Source organism: Nocardioides sp., from assembly GCF_050246775.1.
In the GTDB taxonomy this organism is placed as follows: domain Bacteria; phylum Actinomycetota; class Actinomycetes; order Propionibacteriales; family Nocardioidaceae; genus Nocardioides.
Genome location: NZ_JBFWVK010000001.1, coordinates 1,882,333 through 1,900,392 on the forward strand (window position 1 = coordinate 1,882,333; position 18,060 = coordinate 1,900,392).

Here is an 18,060-nt window from a genome sequence, read left to right on the forward strand (position 1 = left end):
GCTCACCAGCAGCCGACGCACGGTTGGGCTCGCGGCCCCTTGGCCTCCAGCGTCTGCTCGTTCCCGCTGGTGGCGTCGGTGGCGGCGTCGGCGAGGACGAGGCTGGTCACTGCACTGGCGATCAGCAGGGCGATGGTGCGGATCATGGTTTCCTCCCGTTGGTGGTGCGGGACCTGATTGCTTCAGGTCACGGTCGAAGCCTGACCAACGTGTGCTTTCGGACGGAAGGGGCACAACTGGCCTAGGCCACTAGTGACCGGCGGCCATGCCCTCACCAGCTCTCCTCCTCCGGTCGCGACGTGAGGTCGTCGACGGCCCAGCCGGAGGGGAGATCGACCGGCGGGGTGTCGGCAGCGCCCTCGCGCAGGAAGACGGCCAGTTCGACGACGTCGGGCCCGACCTGGGACACCACCGCGTGCGCGACACGGTCGTCGGGATGCGCGAGAAGGGCGGCGCTGATGCGCCGGGCGACCACCTCGGCCGATGCCGCGGTGGTCCCGGTCAGCCGCCGCGCGGTCAGCCGAACGATTCGCATGTCTCCTCGATCCATCTCGTGCTGACGTGTTTACTGGACGCCAGCGGAGAACGAAACGGTGCACTAACTGCTCTGGCAACAAGTGACGGGGTCTCGGATGGAACCATCGCTCGGGTCGCACTGGCTCTCGGAGGCGGCCATGGCGGCCTACGAGTACGTCCTGTTCCACGACAACTGGACGATGGAGTCCCTGGCCGAGGGCATCGACCTGGCCCCGGACCAGCTGGGCCGGGTGCTCGACGAGCTCGTCGCCGGGGGTCTGATCAGGGCCTCACAGGAGAGCCCGCGGGAGTTCGTGCCGGTCGCCCCCGTCGTCGGGCTGCGGGCCGCCGTCGACGGCGTCGAGGCGGACCTCAACCGGCACGTCGCGCAGGTGAAGCGGTTGCGGGCCAGCACCGCCGCCCTGATGGAGCGCTTCGAGGAGCACCGCTCCCGCGAGCTGCGCGGCCGCTTCGAGGTGCTGCGCGGCCGGGACGCGACGGTACGCCGGATCGCCGAGCTGTTCGGTGAGACCCAGCACGAGATCTGCACGGTGGTCTCCAGCCTTCCCTCGGAGCAGGCCCTGGAACAGGCCCGCGCCGGGGACCGCGAGCTCTTCGAACGCGGGGTGTCGGTGCGCGGGCTGTTCCTGGAGGGCCACCGGCGCCAGTCGCCGGCGCTGCGGGCCTACCTCGACTGGATGCAGGCCAACGGCGGGCAGATCCGGGTCGCCTACGTCCTGCCCAGCCGCCTGATGTTCTTCGACCGGCACACCGCCCTGGTGGCGCTCGAACCCGACAACGCCGCTGCTGGGGCGATCGTGGTGCACTCGCCCGGACTGGTCGACGTGGTGGTGACGCTGTTCGAGACGCTGTGGTCGAGCGCCATCCCCGCGGAGCCGAAGGGCGCGGACCGCCCGGACGTCAGCGACGTGGAGATGGCGGTGCTCAAGCTCCTGGCCAGTGGCCTGAAGGACGAGGCCGTCAGCCGCCGGACGGGGCTGTCCCTGCGCTCGGTACGCCGGGTGATCGCCGCTCTCAGCGAGCGGCTCGACGCCCACAGCCGCTTCGAGCTCGGGGTGCGCTGCCGCGACCTCGACCTCATCTGAGCACGTTCAGCGGCGCGGCGGGAGCGGCACGAACATCGAGGTGCGCTCGGCGTACTCGGGGTAGCCGGGGCGTTGCATCATGGTGCGCTCCAGCAGCCGGGCGCCCGTGGCGAACACGAGGAAGTAGGTCATGCCCACGGGGGCGAGCACGGTCAGCAGCCCGGGCAGCCAGCCGGAGGCCAGCCCACCGGCCAGCCACAGCCCCCACCAGACGCACGCATCGCCGAAGTAGTTGGGGTGGCGGGTGTAGCGCCACAGGCCCTGATCCATCACCTGGGGACGGTGCGGGTCCTTCTTGTACGCCGCGAGCTGGGCGTCGCCGATGGTCTCGAAACCGATGCCGACGACCGACACCGCGAGGCCGACCCACACCAGGGGCCACCACGCGACCGCCACCGTGGCGCCGACCTGGAGCGGCAGCGAGATGAACCAGAGGGCGAGGCCCTGGACCACGAAGACCTTGCGGATCGCGACAGCGAACCCGTCGTCCCCGATCAGCTCGGCGTAACGCGGGTCCTCACCGTGGCCGACGGCCCGCTTGCGGATGTGCCAGGCCAGGCGAAGTCCCCACACCGCGACCAGGGCCAGCAGCAACCAGCGCCGATCGCCGACGCCCGCGACGGCGCAGACCAGCGCGATGACCACGAACCCGAGCCCCCACGTGACGTCGACGACCGCGATCCGGCCGACGCGGCGGGCGATGATGGCCGTGGCGAGCATCAGCAGCGCGGCGGTCAGCAGCGCCAGGGCGCTGACAGCGGCCAAGCTCACCAGTCACGCACCCCAGGCAGGGTGTGCGGCGCGCCCGGGCGCACCGCCAGGATCTGGTCGACGCCCATCCGGCCGTCGCGGAACGCCATGGCGCCCCCGACCAGGTAGAGCCTCCACACCCGCACGACCTCCTCGCCGACCAGGGCGGTGAGCGGCTCCAGATGCGCCTCGAAGCGCTCCAGCCAGGCCTCGACGGTGCGCACGTAGTGCTCGCGCAGCGCGTGCACGTCACGCACCTCGAGCCCTCCGAGCTCGAGGTGGGCGACCGTCTCTCCCACCGGGCGCATGTGCATGTCGGGGGCGATGAAGCTCTCGATGAACGGGCCACCCCCCGGGTGCTTGCCCCCTCGGCGTCCGGCGCGCGACATCTGCTGGATGAGCACCCGGCCACCGGGGCGCACCGAGGCGCGCAGCACCTCGGCGTACGTCGGGTAGTTCGACTCGCCGACGTGCTCACCCATCTCCAACGACGCGACGGCGTCCCACACTGCGCTCGAGCCTGTCGAGCCGACCAGGTCCCGGTAGTCCATCAACCGGATCTCGACCCGGTCCTGGAGCCCTCTGGCCTTGATCCGGCCGTCGATGAACTTCTTCTGCTCCGCGGAGATGGTGATCCCGGTGACCTGGGCACCGAAGTGCTCGGCGGCGTGCAGTGAGAGCGAGCCCCACCCACAGCCGATGTCGAGGAAGCTCATGCCGGGCTGCAGGCCGACCTTGCGGCAGACCATCGACAGCTTGTCGCGCTGCGCGTCCTCCAGGGTGTAGGCCGGGTCGTCGGAGGTGAAGTAGGCGCACGAGTAGGCCATCGCCTCATCGAGGATCAGGGCGTAGAACTCGTTGGACAGGTCGTAGTGGTGGCTGATCGCCCACTTGTCCCGGGCGTGCTGGTGGAGCCGGCCGCGCAGGCCGCGGGGCACCCGTGCCTGGCTCCGTGGAGGGGGTGGCGGGAGCTTGAGCGCCCCGAGGGAGCCCACCGTGCGCAGCGCGGCCGCGATGGCGGCCGGTGACAGCCTGAGCCCGCGGACGCCGCGTGCGGTCAGTGACTCACGCACCCGGGTCAGGCTGGCGTCGAGGTCGCCCTCGACCTCGAGCTCGCCGAGGACGTAGGCCTGGGCGGCCCCGAGCTCACCGGGCTGCCAGAGCAGTCGGCGCAGTGCCTCGGGGCTGCGCAGCTCGACCGTCGGGGCGTCGACCGGGCCCGCGGTCGAGCCGTCCCAGGCGATGAGGCGGACCGGCAGCTCCCCTCCGGTGAAGGGTGCAAAGGCGTCCGCGAGGCGCGGAGCGACAGCTGCGGATGCCGGACTCACCGCACGTCCTCCCGAGCGAACGTGAGCTGGTTGACGTCGAGGTAGCCCGAGGCGAAACCGGCGCGGGAGTAGTCGAGGTAGAAGTGCCACATCCGCAGGAAGGTGCGGTCGAACCCGAGCTCCTGGACCCGGTCGGAAGCCGCCAGGAAGGCCTCGTCCCACCGCTTCAGCGTCTCGGCGTAGTGCAGGCCCATCGACAGTCGGCAACCCAGTCGCAGGGTCGTCTCGTTGCGGGTGATCTCGTCGAGCACCTGCACCGAGGGCAGGAACCCGCCGGGGAAGATGTACTTGTTGATCCAGGTGTAGGTCCGGCGGGTGGCCAGCATCCGGTCGTGGGGCATGGTGATCGCCTGGATGGCGACCCGACCACCGGGCGCGAGCAGCCGGTCGATGGTGGCGAAGTAGGTGCCCCAGTACTCGTGGCCCACGGCCTCGATCATCTCCACCGACAGCACCGCGTCGTACTCTCCGGTGACCAGGCGGTAGTCGCACAGGTCGACCTGCACCTGGTCGGCGAAGCCGGCTGCGGCGATCCGCTCGCGAGCCAGCTCCTGCTGTTCGCTCGACAACGTCACCGAGCGCACCACGGCGCCTCGGCGGGCGGCCAGGATAGCCAGCTCTCCCCAGCCGGTGCCGATCTCCAGCACCCGGGTGCCCTCGCCGACGTGGGCCTCGTCGAGCAGTCGCTCGATCTTGCGGACCTGGGCGGTCGCGAAGTCGCCGCTGGTGCTGGGCGGGCCGGCGACCAGGTGGTCTCCCACGTGGTCGCTGTCGGGCCCGATCGTGGACTCGAACAGCGCGGCCGAATAGCTGAGCGTCGGGTCGAGGAACGTGCTGAACAGGTCGTTGGACAGGTCGTAGTGGTGAGCGATGTTGTCGCGGGTGTTGTCCACGGTGTTCTGCTGGTGTCGCGGAGGCCGGGCGACGTACGCCGCACGCAGTCGCTGCAGGCGTTCGGGGACCAGGTTGGGGAGGTCGGCGGCGAGCACTGTCAGGAAGCCGGCGAGGTCCTCGGCGTCCCAGGCTCCGGTGAGGTAGGCCTCGCCGAACCCGATCAGCCCCTGGCTGCCGACCCGGGCGAAGAACTCGTCGGGGCGGTGGATGGTCATCAGCGGTCCACCGGCGCCGATGGTCTCGGCCCCGGGGCCGTCGCCGACCTTGACGGTGACCGGCAGCCGCCGCAGGGCGGTGCGGAAGATCGGGCGCGAGAGCCGCGCGAACACGCGCGCTCGGGGCCCGGAGGGAATGACGTGGAGACCGGGCCAGTCTGTGTGCGACGGCCGGCTGGGGGCGAGAGTCATCAGACGCCTTCCTGGGGTGCGTGACGGGGGCGAGGACGGATGGGGAGTCGACGGGCCCACAGCCAGACGCCGTGCAGACGGATCAGCACGGAGCCCTTCAAGGCCGCGGGTGCCGCGCGCAGCGGACCGGACCGGGTGGGCACCCCGCTGAGCGAGGCGCTGAACACGGCCCCGTCGTCGGTGTGCAGGGTGACCGCGATCTGGAGTCGGTCCGCAGTTCGGTTGCCGGGCACGGGTACGGCGAGCTCGTAGGTGCCGTCGGTCCCGTGGAACGGGGAGACGTACATCGACTTGGGTGTCGAGGCGCGCCCCTGCTCGTCGGGGTGGACGAGGTAGGCATGCCGGTCGCCGTAGGTGTTGTGCACCTCCACCACGGTGGCGGCCAGGGCGCCGCTGGCATCGTGACACCAGAACACGCTGATCGGATTGAAGGAGTGCCCCAGGGCCCGCGCGTTGGCGGCCATGAGGATCTGCCCGCCTGGGATCGCGATGTCGTGCGCGGCCAGGAACGTCTCGAGGTTGCCGCGCAGGCTCGCCGCCGGGTCCCCGAGGTGGTCACGAGCCTCGAACCGGCCGAGGATCCCGTGGTCGGGAAGGTGGTCGAGGTCGACCAGCCAGGTCCGCGAGCGGTGCGTGAACGCGCGCTTCCACGGGGTACGCCGCGTATGGCGGATCGTCGTGTCGTAGACGCGAGGGGCCTGATGTGAGTTCCCGTGATCGAGCGTGTTTCGGTGATCGAGTGAGCTTCCCTGATCGAGCGTGTTTCGGTGATCGAGTGAGCTTCCGTGATCGAGCGTGTTTCGGTGATCGAGTGAGCTTCCGTGATCGAGCGTGTTTCGGTGATCGAGCTTGTCGAGATCACTCACCCACTCGAACCCCAGGCGCTCGGCGGCCGTGAGCCCGGAGCGGGCACCGTCCTCGTGGAAGCCCCAGCCGTGCCACGCGCCGGCGAAGGTCACTCGGTCGGTGGCGATCTCGCCGAGTCGCTGCTGGGCCGCCACCGAGGCCGGGGTGTAGAGCGGGTGCTCGTAGTGCATCGTCTCGATGACCGAGGCGGGATCCACGAGGTCGGTGCCGCCGAGGGTCACCAGGTAGTGGGTCTCGGTGGGGAGTCGCTGCAGGCGGGTGAGGTCGTAGGTGACGATGAGCCCGTCGTTCGCGGCGGGCCGCTGGAAGTTCCATGACGCCCAGGCGCGCTTGGCTCGTGGCAGCAGCGAGGTGTCGGTGTGCAGCTGTGCGACGTTGGGTGAGTAGGTGATGGCCGACAGGACCTCGCGCTGAAGGTCCGAGGGGGTGCTGAGCATGCTGAGGGCCTGGGCCGGGTGGGTGGCGATCACCACGGCGTCGTACGAGGTCACCTGGCCGTTGCCGTCGGTCAGTTCCACGCCGTCTGCGAGCTCGGTGACGGTGGTGACCTTGGTGCCGAGGCGTACGTCGGGCAGACCGGCCGCGACGCGACGGACGTATTCGCGGGAGCCACCGGTCACGGTGCGCCAGGTCGGCGAGCCGAAGATCGAGAGCATGCCATGGTGATCGAGGAACGAGAACAGGTAGCGCGCGGGGTAGTCCAGCGCCAGCGCCGGGTCGCACGACCAGACCGCGGCCACCAGCGGTTCCATGAAGTGGTGGGCGAAATAGTCCGAGAAGCCGCCGGCCTCGAGGAACTCGCGCAGCGTCACGTCGCGGTCCTCAGTGATCGAGCTTGTCGAGATCACCTTCCGCGCCTCACGGTGGAACCGCGGGATCTCCGGAAGCATCCGCAGGTACGCCGGGGTCCTCGACGTACGCCAGGTCGGGAAGACCCCTTTGAGGCCCAGGGCGCCGGCCCATTCCAGCCCGGTGCCGCGGTCGCTGATCGACATCGACATCTCGGAGTCCTGGGTCGCGACGCCGAGCTCGGCGAACATCCTCAGCAGGGTCGGGTAGGTGCGCTCGTTGTGCACGATGAAGCCGGTGTCGATGGCAAGGCGACCGTCGGGACCGGTGACGTCGTGGGTGTCAGCATGGCCACCCAGGCGCTCGTCGGCCTCGAAGAGCGTGACGTGGGCCGACTTCGCGACCACGTAGGCGGCGGTGAGGCCGGCCACGCCACTTCCGACGACGGCGACGTGCCTCTTGCGGTGAGCGTTCACGCCAGGTCCTGGAAGTCGAAGGCGGCGATGGTGGGCATCGTGGGGGCGTCGGAGCCACCCTCGGGCTCGACCGTGATCCCGGCCCACACCGCCTGGGAGGCGTCGCCCTGGAGGACGACGGTCTGGTCTCCCGAACCGGTCATGAGGCCGGCGGAGGTGACCTTGCCCTGGGCGTTCTGGAACCAGAGCTCGTAGACCTTGCCACTCGGTGCGGCCGGCATGTCCTTGGCGACCAGGACGGCCTTGCCCAGCGACTTGGAGGTCACCAGGGTGGCCGAGGCACCGTCGATCTCGTGGGTGACCTTGGTGGCGTCGGGAGCGCTCAACACCTGGTCGGCGACCGAGATGGTCTGGCTGGAGTCGTCGTTCCAGGGGTGCCACACGGTGGCGCCGACTCCGAGCGCCACGACGGCGGCCGCTGCGGCCACCAGCTGCGGGAACCGGCGGCGGCGAGCCTGGCGGTGCTGGGCCAGATCGTCGGTGACGACCGGTCGTGCCGGTTGCGGGGGCAGCGGACGGATCCGGGTGATGTTGCCGAGCACCGCGTCACGCAGGGCGGGGGGCGGCGTCAGCTCGGAGCTCGCACCGAGCAGGCCGGCTGCCTCGGTCAGGCTCGCCACCTCTTCGCGGCACACGGAGCACTCGGCAAGGTGGGCTTCGAAGCGAGCGCGCTCGATGTCGTCGAGGGCATCGAGGGCATAGGCGCCGGAGAGGGCGTGAATGTCCGGGGTCAGGTCTCGGTTGTCGTTGTTCATGAGCCCACTCCCATCGCGTCTCGTAGTCGGATCAGCCCATCGCGGATCCGGGTCTTGGCGGTGCCGACAGGTAGGTCGAGCATCGTCGCCACCTCTGTATGTGTGTAGCCCCCGAAGTAGGCCAGCTCGATCGCGTCGCGCTGGACCGCCGTGAGGGTGGTGAGGGCCGAGCGCACGCGCTTGGCCTCGAGTGAACTGGTTGCGGCCTCGGCGGTCTCGTCGTGGGGGACGGCACCGGAGCTGCGGTGGTAGGTCGTGTCACGGCGGGTGGCCGCTTCTGCTGAGCGGACCCGATCCACGCCCTTGCGGTGCGCGATGGTCAGCAGCCACGAGATGGCGCTGCCTCGATCGGGGTCGAACCTGCTTGCTGTGCGCCAGATGTCCAGGAAGCACTCCTGGGTCACTTCCTCGGCCTGGGCCGGATCGCGAACGACCCGGAGGACCAGCCCGTAGACCCGGGCGGCCGTGGCGTCGTAGAGCGTGGCGAATGCTGCCTCGTCCCCCCTGGCCGATCTGCTGAGCAGGTCGGCCAGGGCGACGTCACGGCCATCGGGCGACGGATCGTCCGATTTGCCGGGTCTGGGTGTCTTCACAAGCTCCATTATGTGGGTCAGGAGGGCATGAGGACGGTGTCGATGATGTAGACCGTCGCGTTGGCTGTGGGCACGTTGCCGCAGATGACGGATGCCTTGTCCGGGACCACCTTGAAGGACTCGCCCGAACCCTTGACCTTGAGCATGTCGCCAGCGAGGGTCTCGTGCGGGCCGGCCAGCTGCTCGGGCGTGAGCTGCCCGGCGATGACGTGGTGGGTCAGGATCTTGGTGAGCAGCGCCTTGTCGGCCAGGACGGCCTTCAGGGTCTTCGGCGGAAGCTTGGCGAACGCGTCGTTGGTCGGCGCGAACACGGTCAGGGCCTCCTGCGAGTTCAGGGTGTCGACCAGGCCGGCCTTGGTGACCGCGGTGACCAGGGTGGAGAGCAGCGGGTTGGCGCTGGCGGCGGAGGCGACCGGGGCGGTGGCCATGCCGTTGAAGCTGCCCGCGCCGTCGGCCGGGACGGCCGCGCAGCCCTCACCGAAGGTCTGGTCGCCGGCGTTGGTGGTCTCGGCCGGGGTGGACTCACTGGCATCCGGCGTGGCCGGGGCCGAGGTGCTCTCCTCTGCGGCTGCGGGGGTGGAGTCGCCCTCGCTGCTGCCGCCACAGGCGGCCATCGTGAGGGAGAGGGCGAGGATCGAGCCGGCGGCTGCCGTGCGGCGCAGGGTGTTCGTTCGCATGATGGTTCCTTTATCTCTGTGGAAGGCCAGGAGCGGCCGGACACTAGGCATTCGGTGCTGCTCGGGAACCGGATTGGAAACTTCCCAAAACTTCTTCCTCCCCTGCGTCCCCCCCAAAACCCGGATAGTCCAGAACGTTCGGCACCGAGACTCGCCGTACGAGGGTGCCGAACGTTCTGGACTATCGAAAGGTAGGGAGGGGTGGGGGATCAGGACACGTTGACGACGATCTCCTGGATGCCGGTGGCGCCGTCGGGGAAGACAGTGACGCGAGCGGCGGTCTGAGTCTCGCCGTCCTTCGTGGTGGCGCGTACGGCGAGCTGGTGCGAGCCGGTCTTGGCCTCCCAGGGGAGGTACCACTGGCGCCAGTAGTCCAGGTTGACCTCGGGGCCGAGCTTGGCCTCCTGCCAGGCGCCTCCGTCGATGCGGACCTCGATCTTCCCGATCCCGCGCTGCTGCGCCCAGGCCACACCCCCGATGGCGGTCATGCCGGGTTTGATGGTCGACAGGCCCTTGGGGGTGTCGATCCGGCTCTCCACCTTGATGGGGGCGTCGGTGGCCCAGTCCCGCTCGGTCCAGTAGGACTGCTGCTCGGCGTAGGTCGTCAGCGTGAGCTTCGAGAGCCACTTGGTGGAGCCCACGAAGCCGTAGATGCCCGGTGTGATCAGCCGGACGGGGAAGCCGTGGGCCCGAGGCAGGGCCTCGCCGTTCATGGCGATCGCGACCATGGCGTCGCGCCCGTCGGTGGCGACCTCCAGGGGAGTGCTGATGGTGAAGCCGTCGTACGCCGTGGACAGGATCTGGTCGGCCTTGCTGCCCACGCCTGCCTGGTCCAGCAGGTCGGTCAGGCGTACGCCGAGCCAGCGGGCACCGCCGACGTACGGCCCGCCCACCTCGTTGGAGACGCACGTCAGCGTGATGTCGCGTTCGATCAGCGGCATCGCAGCCAGTTCCTCGAAGGTGAACTCGAGCTCTTTGTCGACATCACCGTCGATCGTCAGGGTCCACCCGTCGACGCTGACACTCGGCGTGATCAGCGAGGTGTCGATCCGGTAGAAGGAGTCGTTCGGTGTGCGCAGCGAGCTGATCCCCTGGATCCGGGTCTCGAGGCCACGCGGGAAGGCCGGGGCCGGGTCGGTGGCCGTGGGGATGGCGACGTCCTCGGGGCGGGCCTTCAGGTTGATCAGCCACTGCCCGGTGCCACCCATGGCGGCGCCCACGGCGCCCAGAGCGGTGGCGAGGAGCAACGGACGCCGGGTCGTGCCGGTGGCCGGGTCGGCCGAGGTGTCGGGAGCGGCGTCGGGTCGCGCCATCCGGCACAGGACGCCGAGCACGAGCACGCCCACGAGGCCGGCGACGACGGCCGGGAGCGCGTCGGTGAACGAGGCGGTGGGCCGGTTGAGCGCAGCGGCTCCGGCGAGGGCCACCAGGAGGACCAGCAGTCCCGCGCCCAGGGCGAAACGGCGCCTGGCCAGCAGCCCGGCGACGGCCGAGAGCAGCAGGGTGGCGACCAGCACGGAGCCGATCAGGATCGGCTTGTCGTTGGTGCCGAAGTGGCGCACTGCCCACTCCTTGACCGGGGTGGGCGTCAGGTCGATCACCTGCGAGCCGACGGCCAGGACTGGCGAGGAGGCCGGGTTGAGGAGGGCGGCCACCAGATGTGCGGCGGCCATGCCCGTGACGGTGGCGACGAGGCCGTACAGGGCGTGGAGCAGTCTGGTGCGCATGGGAGGTGTTCGGAGCGGAGCCCGCTGCGGATTGCCGCGCGGAGCGGTAGACATGTCCTCATGACCGCTCTTGTGAGGTACGACGGCCCGACGGACACGACCCCTGCCCGCGCCACCCTGACCCTGGATTCGCCGCGCAACCGCAACGCGCTGAGTCGCCAGCTGGTCTCCGAGCTGTACGACGGGCTGCAGCGGGCGCAGGACGACGACGACGTCCGGGTGGTGGTCATCCGGGCGGCCGGTCCGGCGTTCTGCTCAGGCGCCGACCTGTCGGAGGCGGCCAGTGAGGGCATGGAGAAGGCGGCGGGGGTGCTGGTCGACCTGCAACGGCGCCTCGTCACCTTCCCCAAGCCCGTGGTGACCCGGCTGCACGGCGCGGTGCGGGCGGGCGGGATCGGCGTGGTCGCGGCCAGTGACATCGCGATCAGCGCGGACGACGCGAGCTATGCGTTCACCGAGGTGCGGCTCGCGCTCACCCCGGCGGCGATCAGCCTGACCGTGCTGCCGCGGATGACCGACCGGTCGGCGGCCCTGACCTTCCTGACCGGCGAGACCTTCGACGGGGCCCGGGCCGCGGCGATGGGCCTGGTCACCATGGCGGTGCCGGAGGCCGACCTGGACGCGGCTGTCGACGCGGCCTGCTCCCACCTCGTCAAGGGCCACCCGCAGGGACTGCGCGAGACCAAGTCGTTGCTGGCCCGGGACCTGGTGACCCGGATCGATGCCCAGGGTGCGGACCTCGCCCAGCTCAGTGCCCGCCTGTTCGGTTCCGAGGAGGCCCGTGAGGCCATGGTGGCTTTCCTCAATCGGAGGAAGTAGGCAACCTTCCGGGGGCGCGACCCGGTACTACCGTGCATGACAGCCACGACGCTCCGCGACCATGGGGCCGACAAGGGGGCCGATCCGGGAGGTCGCGTGACGAGCACGGTCGGGTTCGAGGAGTTCGTCGCCGCCCGGTCCAGCGGACTGCTGCGCACGGCGTACCTGCTCACCCACGACCATGCGCTCGCCGAGGACCTCCTCCAGACGTCGTTGACGAGGGCCTGGTTCGCCTGGTCGCGCATCGACGGCAACCCGGAGGCCTACGTACGACGGATCCTGGTCAACACCTATGCGAGCTGGTGGCGGCGCAAGTGGAACGGTGAGCATCCCACCGAGGAGCTCCCCGACCGGACCGGCAGCGACTTCACCGACGGTGCTGCGAGCGGCCAGGACCTGTGGTCCGCGCTGGCCCGGCTGCCGCGCCGCCAACGTGCGGTCATCGTGCTGCGCTACTTCGAGGACCTGACCGAGGCCGAGACCGCCCGCACCCTGGGTTGCTCGGTCGGCACCGTGAAATCCCAGACCAGCAAGGCCATGGCGCACCTGCGCATCGATCCGGCCCTGCTCACCCACACCGGGGAGGAGTCCCGATGAGCACCCCTACCGATCTGCGCAGCGTCCTGGAGGAGCACGCACACGACATCGAGACGATCCCCACCGGTGATCGGCTCAGTCAGGTGCAGGGCCGCATCCGCGGCGTACGCCGGCGCCGCCGCGCCGCCATGGCCGGCGCCGCTGCCGTGGTGGTCGCCGTCGCCGGAGTGGTCACCTTCCTGCCGCGTGACCCCGAGGCCGCACCGGCCAGCCGTGACCTTGCTGGCCACACGGCACCCAAGACCCTGCAGTCCCTGGGCTACACCTACACGTTCGCGGACGGTGACCAGGGGCGCGGTGAGGCCGTCGTGCGGCTCTCGCCGTCCGACCAGCCCCGTCTCTATGCGTGGGCCTCCGACACCGGTTCCCTCCAGGGCAGGGACCCGGGCGATCTCGATGGCGACGGCTCGTCCCCGGACACCGTCGAGCTGGGGGCCGAGGACTTCGCGGACTTCCACGAGATCCCACCGGGCGTCTCGGGCGTGCTCCGCGCGACCGGTCCCGGCCAGGTGGGCCTGGCCGTCTACACGCTGTCGGCTCCGGCGCCCGGGGTGACCAAGGACGGCACCACGTTCCGGGCGGACGTCGCCGGCGACCGCCTGCTCGAGGCCGCCATCGGCGACCGTGGCCAGAACGACCTGACGGTGCGGTTCGCGATGCCACAGCGCGACCTGCGGATGTCCGAGGTCTGCTCCGGACTGAGCGACAAGTTCCAGGTCAACGTCGAGATCAATGGTGCTCTGGTGACGTTCGGCCAGTGCTCCGGTTCGACGCCGCTCGACGGTGGCAGTGGCTACTCGACGTTCACCGGAGGCATCGCGGACCGGAAGGGTGACCGGGTCCGGCCCGGCGACCCGGTGACCGCCCGGATCTGGGTGACACGGGAGTCGGGCCGCGACGACCCCTCTCCGGAGGCCGTCAGCGCCCCGGGCGTCCATCTCGGAGCGGCGTTCTACGAGGTCGCCCCTACGGTGGCTGTGGTGGCCGGGTGGGACCTGCCGGCCCAGGTGGAGTACGACGGTCACCTGTGGACCTGGTTCGACTCGACGTCACTGGTTGCGACGCTGGGTCCGGCCGCGCTGGACGTCGATGCCGACCCCGGCCCCGTCCTGGCCCAGACCATGAGCAAGGGGAACTTCCGGGTCACCGTGCCTTCCTTCGTGGACGGCAAGGTGGCTTCCAGGAACAGCGGCGGAGGGCTCGGTGTCGTGCGCATGTTCGAGGGCGGCCAGCACACCGTGGCCATCGACGGTGTCCGCCTCGGGCCGCGCGGCGAGGTGGGTGTGGCGTTGTATCGGCGTGGATGACGGCATCGGGCGCCGGTACGGCGAGGCTGCGGGGTAGAGTTGTCGACTTGCCATTGCACGCCAGCCCATCAGCGGGGGACCGATTGTCCGAGGAAGTCGCCGAGCGCGAGATCGCCCACGAGCAGGCCTTCGTGGACCGGGTCTACGTTCAGCTTCAGAAGTCGGCTGCCAACGCTGCGGAGCTGGCCCGCGAGGGTCATCAGCGCGGGCGGCTGGGCCACGAGGGTGGCCTCGTCGAGCGCGACGCGATGGTCTTCCAGGCAGCGCGACGCATCGCCCAGTTGGACGCCGCCCACGAGGGCCTGGTGTTCGGTCGGCTCGATCTCGACCCCACGTTCGATGCCGAGGCGCGCTACATCGGCCGGATCGGCCTGCGCGACGACGACCGCGACTCCCTGCTGATCGACTGGCGGGCCCCGGCCGCCGCGGTGTTCTACCAGGCGACCGCGGCCGACCCGCAGCGCGTCGTACGGCGCCGCGTGCTGCGTTGCGTCGGCGCCTCGGTGACCGGGGTGGAGGACGAGCTCCTCGACCCGAGCATCGACACCGACCTCCCGATCATCGGCGAGGGTGCCCTGATGGCGCAGCTCTCGCGGGCCCGCGATCGCTCCATGCACTCGATCGTGGCCACGATCCAGGCCGAGCAGGACAAGGCGATCCGGGCTCCCTCCAAGGGGGCGACGCTGATCACCGGCGGACCGGGGACCGGCAAGACGGTGGTGGCGCTGCACCGTGCGGCCTACCTGCTCTACACCGACCGGCGTCGCTACGAGTCCGGCGGCGTCCTGATCGTGGGGCCCTCGGGCGTCTTCATGCGCTACATCCAGCGGGTGCTGCCCTCGCTCGGCGAGACGGCGGTCGCGCTGCGCTCGCTCGGTGAGGTGGTCGACGGGGTGCGTGCGACGCGTCACGACGAGCCTCGGGTGGCCGACGTGAAGGGTGCGGCCCGGATGGCGGAGCTGATGCGACGCGCCGCTCGCCAGGGTGTCCCGGGCGGGCCGGACCACTTCCGGGTGTTCTGGCGCGACGAGGTCATCGTCCTGGACCGGGGCATCCTGGGCCGGCTGCGCCGCACCCTGCTGGCGCAGGGCGTCCGCAACCGTCAGCTGCCCCGGGTCGCCTCCACGTTGCTGGATGCCATGTGGCGACAGGTGCGCGGCGAGCGTGGGCGCGAGCGGGGCCGCGAGGCGTTCGACGACGAAATGCTTTCCGATGCGGACTTCGTCGAGTTCGCGGTGGCCTGGTGGCCTCCGCTCGACGCCCCGCAGGTCTTCTCGTGGCTCGCTGATCCCGACTTCCTGGCCCGGGTCGGCGAAGGCGTGGTGTCTGCGGAGGACCAGCGGCTGCTGCTCAAGTCGTGGGGCTCCTCCAGCGACCTCTCGATCGAGGACATCGCGTTGCTCGACGAGTTGCGCTACGCCCTCGGTGACATCCCCCAGCAGGCACAGGAGGACCGCGACGACATCCCGGCCGTCCTCGAGGGCGGGGTCGACCTCCAGGAGCTCACGACGGCTTCGGAGCGGGAGTACGCCCCGTCGGGGCGTGCCTGGACACCGCCGACCCACCGGGTCGAGGACGACCCGTTCGCCCACGTCCTCATCGACGAGGCCCAGGACCTGACCCCCATGCAGTGGCGGATGGTCGGGCGGCGTGGGCGCAACGCCTCCTGGACGATCGTGGGCGACCCGGCCCAGTCGTCGTGGCCGGTGCCGGAGGAGTCCTCGGCCGCTCGGGCGCAGGCCCTGGAGGGCAAGGCGCTGCACGAGTTCCACCTCTCGACCAACTACCGCAACTCCTCTGAGATCTACGCCCATGCCGCCGACTACGCCGCGCGGGTGGGGCTGGAGGCCGACCTGCCCACAGCGGTCCGCTCGACCGGCAACCCGCCCCGGATCGTGACCGACGTCGACGACCTGGAGGCCGCCCTACGGGCCGAGGTCGCCCGGGTCGCGGGCGAGGTCGCCGGCACCGTCGGCATCGTCGTACCGGTCGCGCGTCGTTCCGAGGTCAACGGCTGGCTGGCCTCCTGGCCCGAGTTCGCCGTCGACGCCCCCTCGGCGGCGGCAGCCGTCGACTCGGCCGTCGCGCCGTCCGGTGAGGACCGCCTCGTGGTGCTGACCGGGCTCGACACCAAGGGCCTGGAGTTCGACGCCATCGTCGTGGTCCGTCCCCAGGAGATCGAGGACGAGTCCGTCACCGGACGCGCCACCCTGTACGTCGTCCTCACCCGCGCCACCCAGTTGCTCACCACGCTCACCTGAGCGACAGGTCGATGGGTTTGGGACGTACATCTGCGACAGGTCGGCGCGGTTTAGGGTTGAGCGCATGACCGAGCAGTCCCCGTCTTCCAGTGGGCCGACGAGTGCCCGGACCGCGATCGAGGCGATCCAGGGGCACGAGGCGTGGGCGGTCATCCGGCTCCAGGACTCCGACACGGTGACCTTCGTCGGTGGCCGACGCAGCGAGGTGGCCAGCCTGCTCGACGTACCCCTGGCCGACGGTGTCCCCGAGCCCGGGCGCCGCTTCGACCGCCTCGTGGCGATCCCGTTCCGGCAGGTGGCCGAGCGGGGCTTCGCGGCCCACGACGACGGCACTCCGCTCGTGGTGGTCGAGATCGACACCGAGCTCGAGGTCCCGTTGCCGGACGTGCTGGGCGCCCTGCCCGATGTGGCCGTCGAGTTCACCGACCGCGGTGGCTTCGAGAGCGACGACGAGGACTATGCGAAGGTCGTCGAGGCGATCATCCGCGACGAGATCGGCAACGGCGAGGGCGCCAACCTGGTCGTGGGACGTCACTACCGGGCCGTCGTGGCCGACTGGGACGCCGACAAGGCCCTGACGGTGTTCCGGCGGCTGCTGGCCCGCGAGCGCGGCGCCTACTGGACCTTCCTGTTCTTCACCGGTGAGCGCTACCTGGTCGGGGCCAGCCCCGAGCGGCACGTGAGCGTGCGCGGCGGCGACGTCCGGATGAACCCGATCTCGGGCACCTTCCGGGTCCCCAAGGTCTCGGGCGAGACGAGCGCCGGGCCCAGCACCAAGCAGCAGCTGCTCGACTTCCTGCGCGACCCCAAGGAGATCTACGAGCTCTTCATGGTGGTCGACGAAGAGCTCAAGATGATGTGCGACATCTGCCACGAGGGCGGCCAGGTGCTCGGGCCCTTCCTCAAGCCGATGACGCACCTGGTGCACACCGAGTACCTCCTGGCCGGACGCAGCCACCGCGATGTGCGCGAGATCCTGCGCGACACGATGTTCGCCGCCACCGTGACCGGCAGCCCGGTGGAGAACGCCTGCCGGCTGATCAAGGAGTACGAGGCCGAGGGTCGCGGCTACTACGGCGCGGCCCTGGCGCTGCTGGGCCGCGACGCGGACGGTGCCCCCACGGCCGACAGCCCGATCGTCATCCGCACCGCCGACGTCGACCTCGACGGCCGGTTGAAGGTGACCGCGGGCGCCACCCTGGTGCGCGACTCCGAGGCGGCCTACGAGGTGGCCGAGACCCGCGCGAAGGCCGGCGGGATCCTGTCGGCCTTCGGCCTCGTCGCCCAGGCAGCCGCCCCCGCGGAGGGTACGGCGCTGCTGACGCGCGACGAGGACGTCCTGCTGGCGCTGAACGAGCGCAACCAGAAGCTCAGCCGGTTCTGGCTCACCGACCAGGCGGGCGCTCCACCCGACGCCCACCTGGCCGGCAAGTCGGTGGTGATCCTCGACGGCGAGGACGACTTCGTGAACATGCTGCGCCACGTCCTCGGCGTGCTCGGGCTGCGCAGTGAGGTCGTGCGTCACGAGGACTACGTGCCCGGGGCCCTCGACGGCTTCGACCTGGTGATCGTGGGTCCGGGACCGGGCGATCCTCGCGACGACACCGACGCGAAGATGGTGCGGATCCGGGCAGCGGTCGCCGAGCTCCTCGCCCAGGGGCGCCCGTTCCTGGCTGTGTGTCTGGGACACCAGACGCTGTGTCACCAGCTGGGGATCGGGTTGGCCTTCAAGGACATCGTGTTCCAGGGCACCCAGTCCCCGATCCCCTATGAGGGGCGCACGGAACGGGTGGGCTTCTACAACACGTTCGTGGGCAGGATCGAGGGTGACGGCGCAGGTCTCCCCGCGGGCCTGTCGGCCGAGGTCGACGCTGCCACCGGGGACATCCACGTGCTCACCGGCCCGCACTTCCGCGGCATCCAGTTCCACGCCGAGTCGATCCTGACCGAGCATGGGTACGACCTGCTGCACGGGCTGGTGGCCGACCTTCTCAGGCCGGCCTGAGCGGGCTGGGGAAACTCGACTGAAAATGTGTTGTCCGAGCAGGCAACCAAATCCGGCGACGTCACGTCATAGCAAGTGACGCACGAACTCGAGACGGGGGAGTTCGAGCTCTCATCGACCTGCGGGCCGCCACTGGCGGCCCGCAGTCCATTTCGCCCAGACGCGCGAGTTTCGCGGGCTGTCCCA

The 18,060-nt window shown here is 70.3% G+C and carries 16 protein-coding genes; 6 read left to right on the forward strand and 10 right to left on the reverse strand.

Annotated elements, in window-relative coordinates; translation table 11 throughout:
• Positions 1-2: 2 nt before the first annotated feature.
• Together AB7I40_RS08930 and AB7I40_RS08935 are read right to left on the reverse strand one after the other, a co-directional pair.
• Positions 3-146 (reverse strand): hypothetical protein, encoded by a 144-nt coding sequence (locus AB7I40_RS08930; RefSeq protein WP_428345615.1) that lies wholly within the window; start codon positions 144-146, stop codon positions 3-5.
• A 125-nt stretch (positions 147-271) separates the two neighbouring features.
• Entirely contained in the window at positions 272-535 is a 264-nt protein-coding gene (locus AB7I40_RS08935) for a hypothetical protein (RefSeq protein WP_428345616.1), read from the reverse strand.
• Positions 536-632: 97 nt separating this feature from the next.
• Between AB7I40_RS08935 and AB7I40_RS08940 the strand changes: the two genes are divergently transcribed.
• Positions 633-1,622, forward strand: a complete 990-nt coding sequence (locus AB7I40_RS08940) for a hypothetical protein (RefSeq protein WP_428345617.1) — start codon at positions 633-635, stop codon at positions 1,620-1,622.
• A gap of 6 nt (positions 1,623-1,628) precedes the next feature.
• On the opposite strand, the gene AB7I40_RS08945 is transcribed toward AB7I40_RS08940, so the two are convergent.
• From AB7I40_RS08945 to AB7I40_RS08980, 8 genes are all read right to left on the reverse strand, one after another.
• On the reverse strand, positions 1,629-2,393 hold the full coding sequence (locus AB7I40_RS08945) for a DUF1295 domain-containing protein (protein WP_428345618.1): 765 nt from the start codon (positions 2,391-2,393) through the stop codon (positions 1,629-1,631).
• Positions 2,390-3,700 carry a class I SAM-dependent methyltransferase gene (locus AB7I40_RS08950; protein ID WP_428345619.1) on the reverse strand — a complete coding sequence of 437 codons (1,311 nt, stop codon included), beginning with the start codon at positions 3,698-3,700 and terminating at the stop codon, positions 2,390-2,392. Before AB7I40_RS08950 ends, AB7I40_RS08945 begins: the two co-directional genes overlap by 4 nt.
• Positions 3,697-5,001 (reverse strand): class I SAM-dependent methyltransferase, encoded by a 1,305-nt coding sequence (locus AB7I40_RS08955; RefSeq protein ID WP_428345620.1) that lies wholly within the window; start codon positions 4,999-5,001, stop codon positions 3,697-3,699. Before AB7I40_RS08955 ends, AB7I40_RS08950 begins: the two co-directional genes overlap by 4 nt.
• Positions 5,001-7,133, reverse strand: coding sequence for an FAD-dependent oxidoreductase (locus tag AB7I40_RS08960; RefSeq protein WP_428345621.1), 2,133 nt, complete (start codon positions 7,131-7,133; stop codon positions 5,001-5,003). The genes AB7I40_RS08955 and AB7I40_RS08960 overlap by 1 nt, the downstream gene beginning before the upstream one ends.
• Positions 7,130-7,888: an anti-sigma factor gene (locus AB7I40_RS08965; protein ID WP_428345622.1), complete on the reverse strand. Its 759-nt coding sequence runs from the start codon at positions 7,886-7,888 to the stop codon at positions 7,130-7,132. The genes AB7I40_RS08960 and AB7I40_RS08965 overlap by 4 nt, the downstream gene beginning before the upstream one ends.
• Positions 7,885-8,481, reverse strand: a complete 597-nt coding sequence (gene sigK / locus AB7I40_RS08970) for an ECF RNA polymerase sigma factor SigK (protein WP_428345623.1) — start codon at positions 8,479-8,481, stop codon at positions 7,885-7,887. Before sigK ends, AB7I40_RS08965 begins: the two co-directional genes overlap by 4 nt.
• Positions 8,482-8,498: 17 nt before the next feature.
• Complete coding sequence (locus tag AB7I40_RS08975) at positions 8,499-9,158, reverse strand: fasciclin domain-containing protein (protein ID WP_428345624.1); 660 nt, start codon at positions 9,156-9,158, stop codon at positions 8,499-8,501.
• 209 nt (positions 9,159-9,367) lie between these two features.
• A complete protein-coding gene (locus AB7I40_RS08980; protein WP_428345625.1) occupies positions 9,368-10,885 on the reverse strand; it encodes a molybdopterin-dependent oxidoreductase in 1,518 nt (505 codons plus the stop codon).
• 60 nt (positions 10,886-10,945) lie between these two features.
• Here AB7I40_RS08980 and AB7I40_RS08985 point away from each other — a divergent pair, with 60 nt between their 5' ends.
• From AB7I40_RS08985 to AB7I40_RS09005, 5 genes are all read left to right on the forward strand, one after another.
• Positions 10,946-11,704 (forward strand): enoyl-CoA hydratase-related protein, encoded by a 759-nt coding sequence (locus AB7I40_RS08985; protein ID WP_428345626.1) that lies wholly within the window; start codon positions 10,946-10,948, stop codon positions 11,702-11,704.
• A gap of 36 nt (positions 11,705-11,740) precedes the next feature.
• Positions 11,741-12,301, forward strand: a complete 561-nt coding sequence (locus AB7I40_RS08990; RefSeq protein ID WP_428345627.1) for a SigE family RNA polymerase sigma factor — start codon at positions 11,741-11,743, stop codon at positions 12,299-12,301.
• Positions 12,298-13,608 carry a hypothetical protein gene (locus AB7I40_RS08995; RefSeq protein WP_428345628.1) on the forward strand — a complete coding sequence of 437 codons (1,311 nt, stop codon included), beginning with the start codon at positions 12,298-12,300 and terminating at the stop codon, positions 13,606-13,608. The genes AB7I40_RS08990 and AB7I40_RS08995 overlap by 4 nt, the downstream gene beginning before the upstream one ends.
• Before the next feature lie 47 nt (positions 13,609-13,655).
• On the forward strand, positions 13,656-15,869 hold the full coding sequence (locus AB7I40_RS09000) for a HelD family protein (RefSeq protein WP_428347942.1): 2,214 nt from the start codon (positions 13,656-13,658) through the stop codon (positions 15,867-15,869).
• Positions 15,870-15,933: 64 nt separating this feature from the next.
• Positions 15,934-17,874, forward strand: coding sequence for an anthranilate synthase family protein (locus tag AB7I40_RS09005; RefSeq protein ID WP_428345630.1), 1,941 nt, complete (start codon positions 15,934-15,936; stop codon positions 17,872-17,874).
• The last annotated feature ends 186 nt before the right edge of the window (positions 17,875-18,060 follow it).

What these genes read in the sequence shown, in the direction of transcription:
- AB7I40_RS08930 (WP_428345615.1), bottom strand. Translation starts at nt 146, where the DNA reads ATGATCCGCACCATCGCCCTGCTGATCGCCAGTGCAGTGACCAGCCTC.
- AB7I40_RS08990 (WP_428345627.1), top strand. Translation starts at nt 11,741, where the DNA reads ATGACAGCCACGACGCTCCGCGACCATGGGGCCGACAAGGGGGCCGAT.
- AB7I40_RS08955 (WP_428345620.1), bottom strand. Translation starts at nt 5,001, where the DNA reads ATGACTCTCGCCCCCAGCCGGCCGTCGCACACAGACTGGCCCGGTCTC.
- AB7I40_RS08975 (WP_428345624.1), bottom strand. Translation starts at nt 9,158, where the DNA reads ATGCGAACGAACACCCTGCGCCGCACGGCAGCCGCCGGCTCGATCCTC.
- AB7I40_RS09005 (WP_428345630.1), top strand. Translation starts at nt 15,934, where the DNA reads ATGACCGAGCAGTCCCCGTCTTCCAGTGGGCCGACGAGTGCCCGGACC.
- AB7I40_RS08995 (WP_428345628.1), top strand. Translation starts at nt 12,298, where the DNA reads ATGAGCACCCCTACCGATCTGCGCAGCGTCCTGGAGGAGCACGCACAC.
- AB7I40_RS08965 (WP_428345622.1), bottom strand. Translation starts at nt 7,888, where the DNA reads ATGAACAACGACAACCGAGACCTGACCCCGGACATTCACGCCCTCTCC.
- AB7I40_RS08980 (WP_428345625.1), bottom strand. Translation starts at nt 10,885, where the DNA reads ATGCGCACCAGACTGCTCCACGCCCTGTACGGCCTCGTCGCCACCGTC.
- AB7I40_RS08985 (WP_428345626.1), top strand. Translation starts at nt 10,946, where the DNA reads ATGACCGCTCTTGTGAGGTACGACGGCCCGACGGACACGACCCCTGCC.
- AB7I40_RS08935 (WP_428345616.1), bottom strand. Translation starts at nt 535, where the DNA reads ATGCGAATCGTTCGGCTGACCGCGCGGCGGCTGACCGGGACCACCGCG.
- AB7I40_RS08940 (WP_428345617.1), top strand. Translation starts at nt 633, where the DNA reads ATGGAACCATCGCTCGGGTCGCACTGGCTCTCGGAGGCGGCCATGGCG.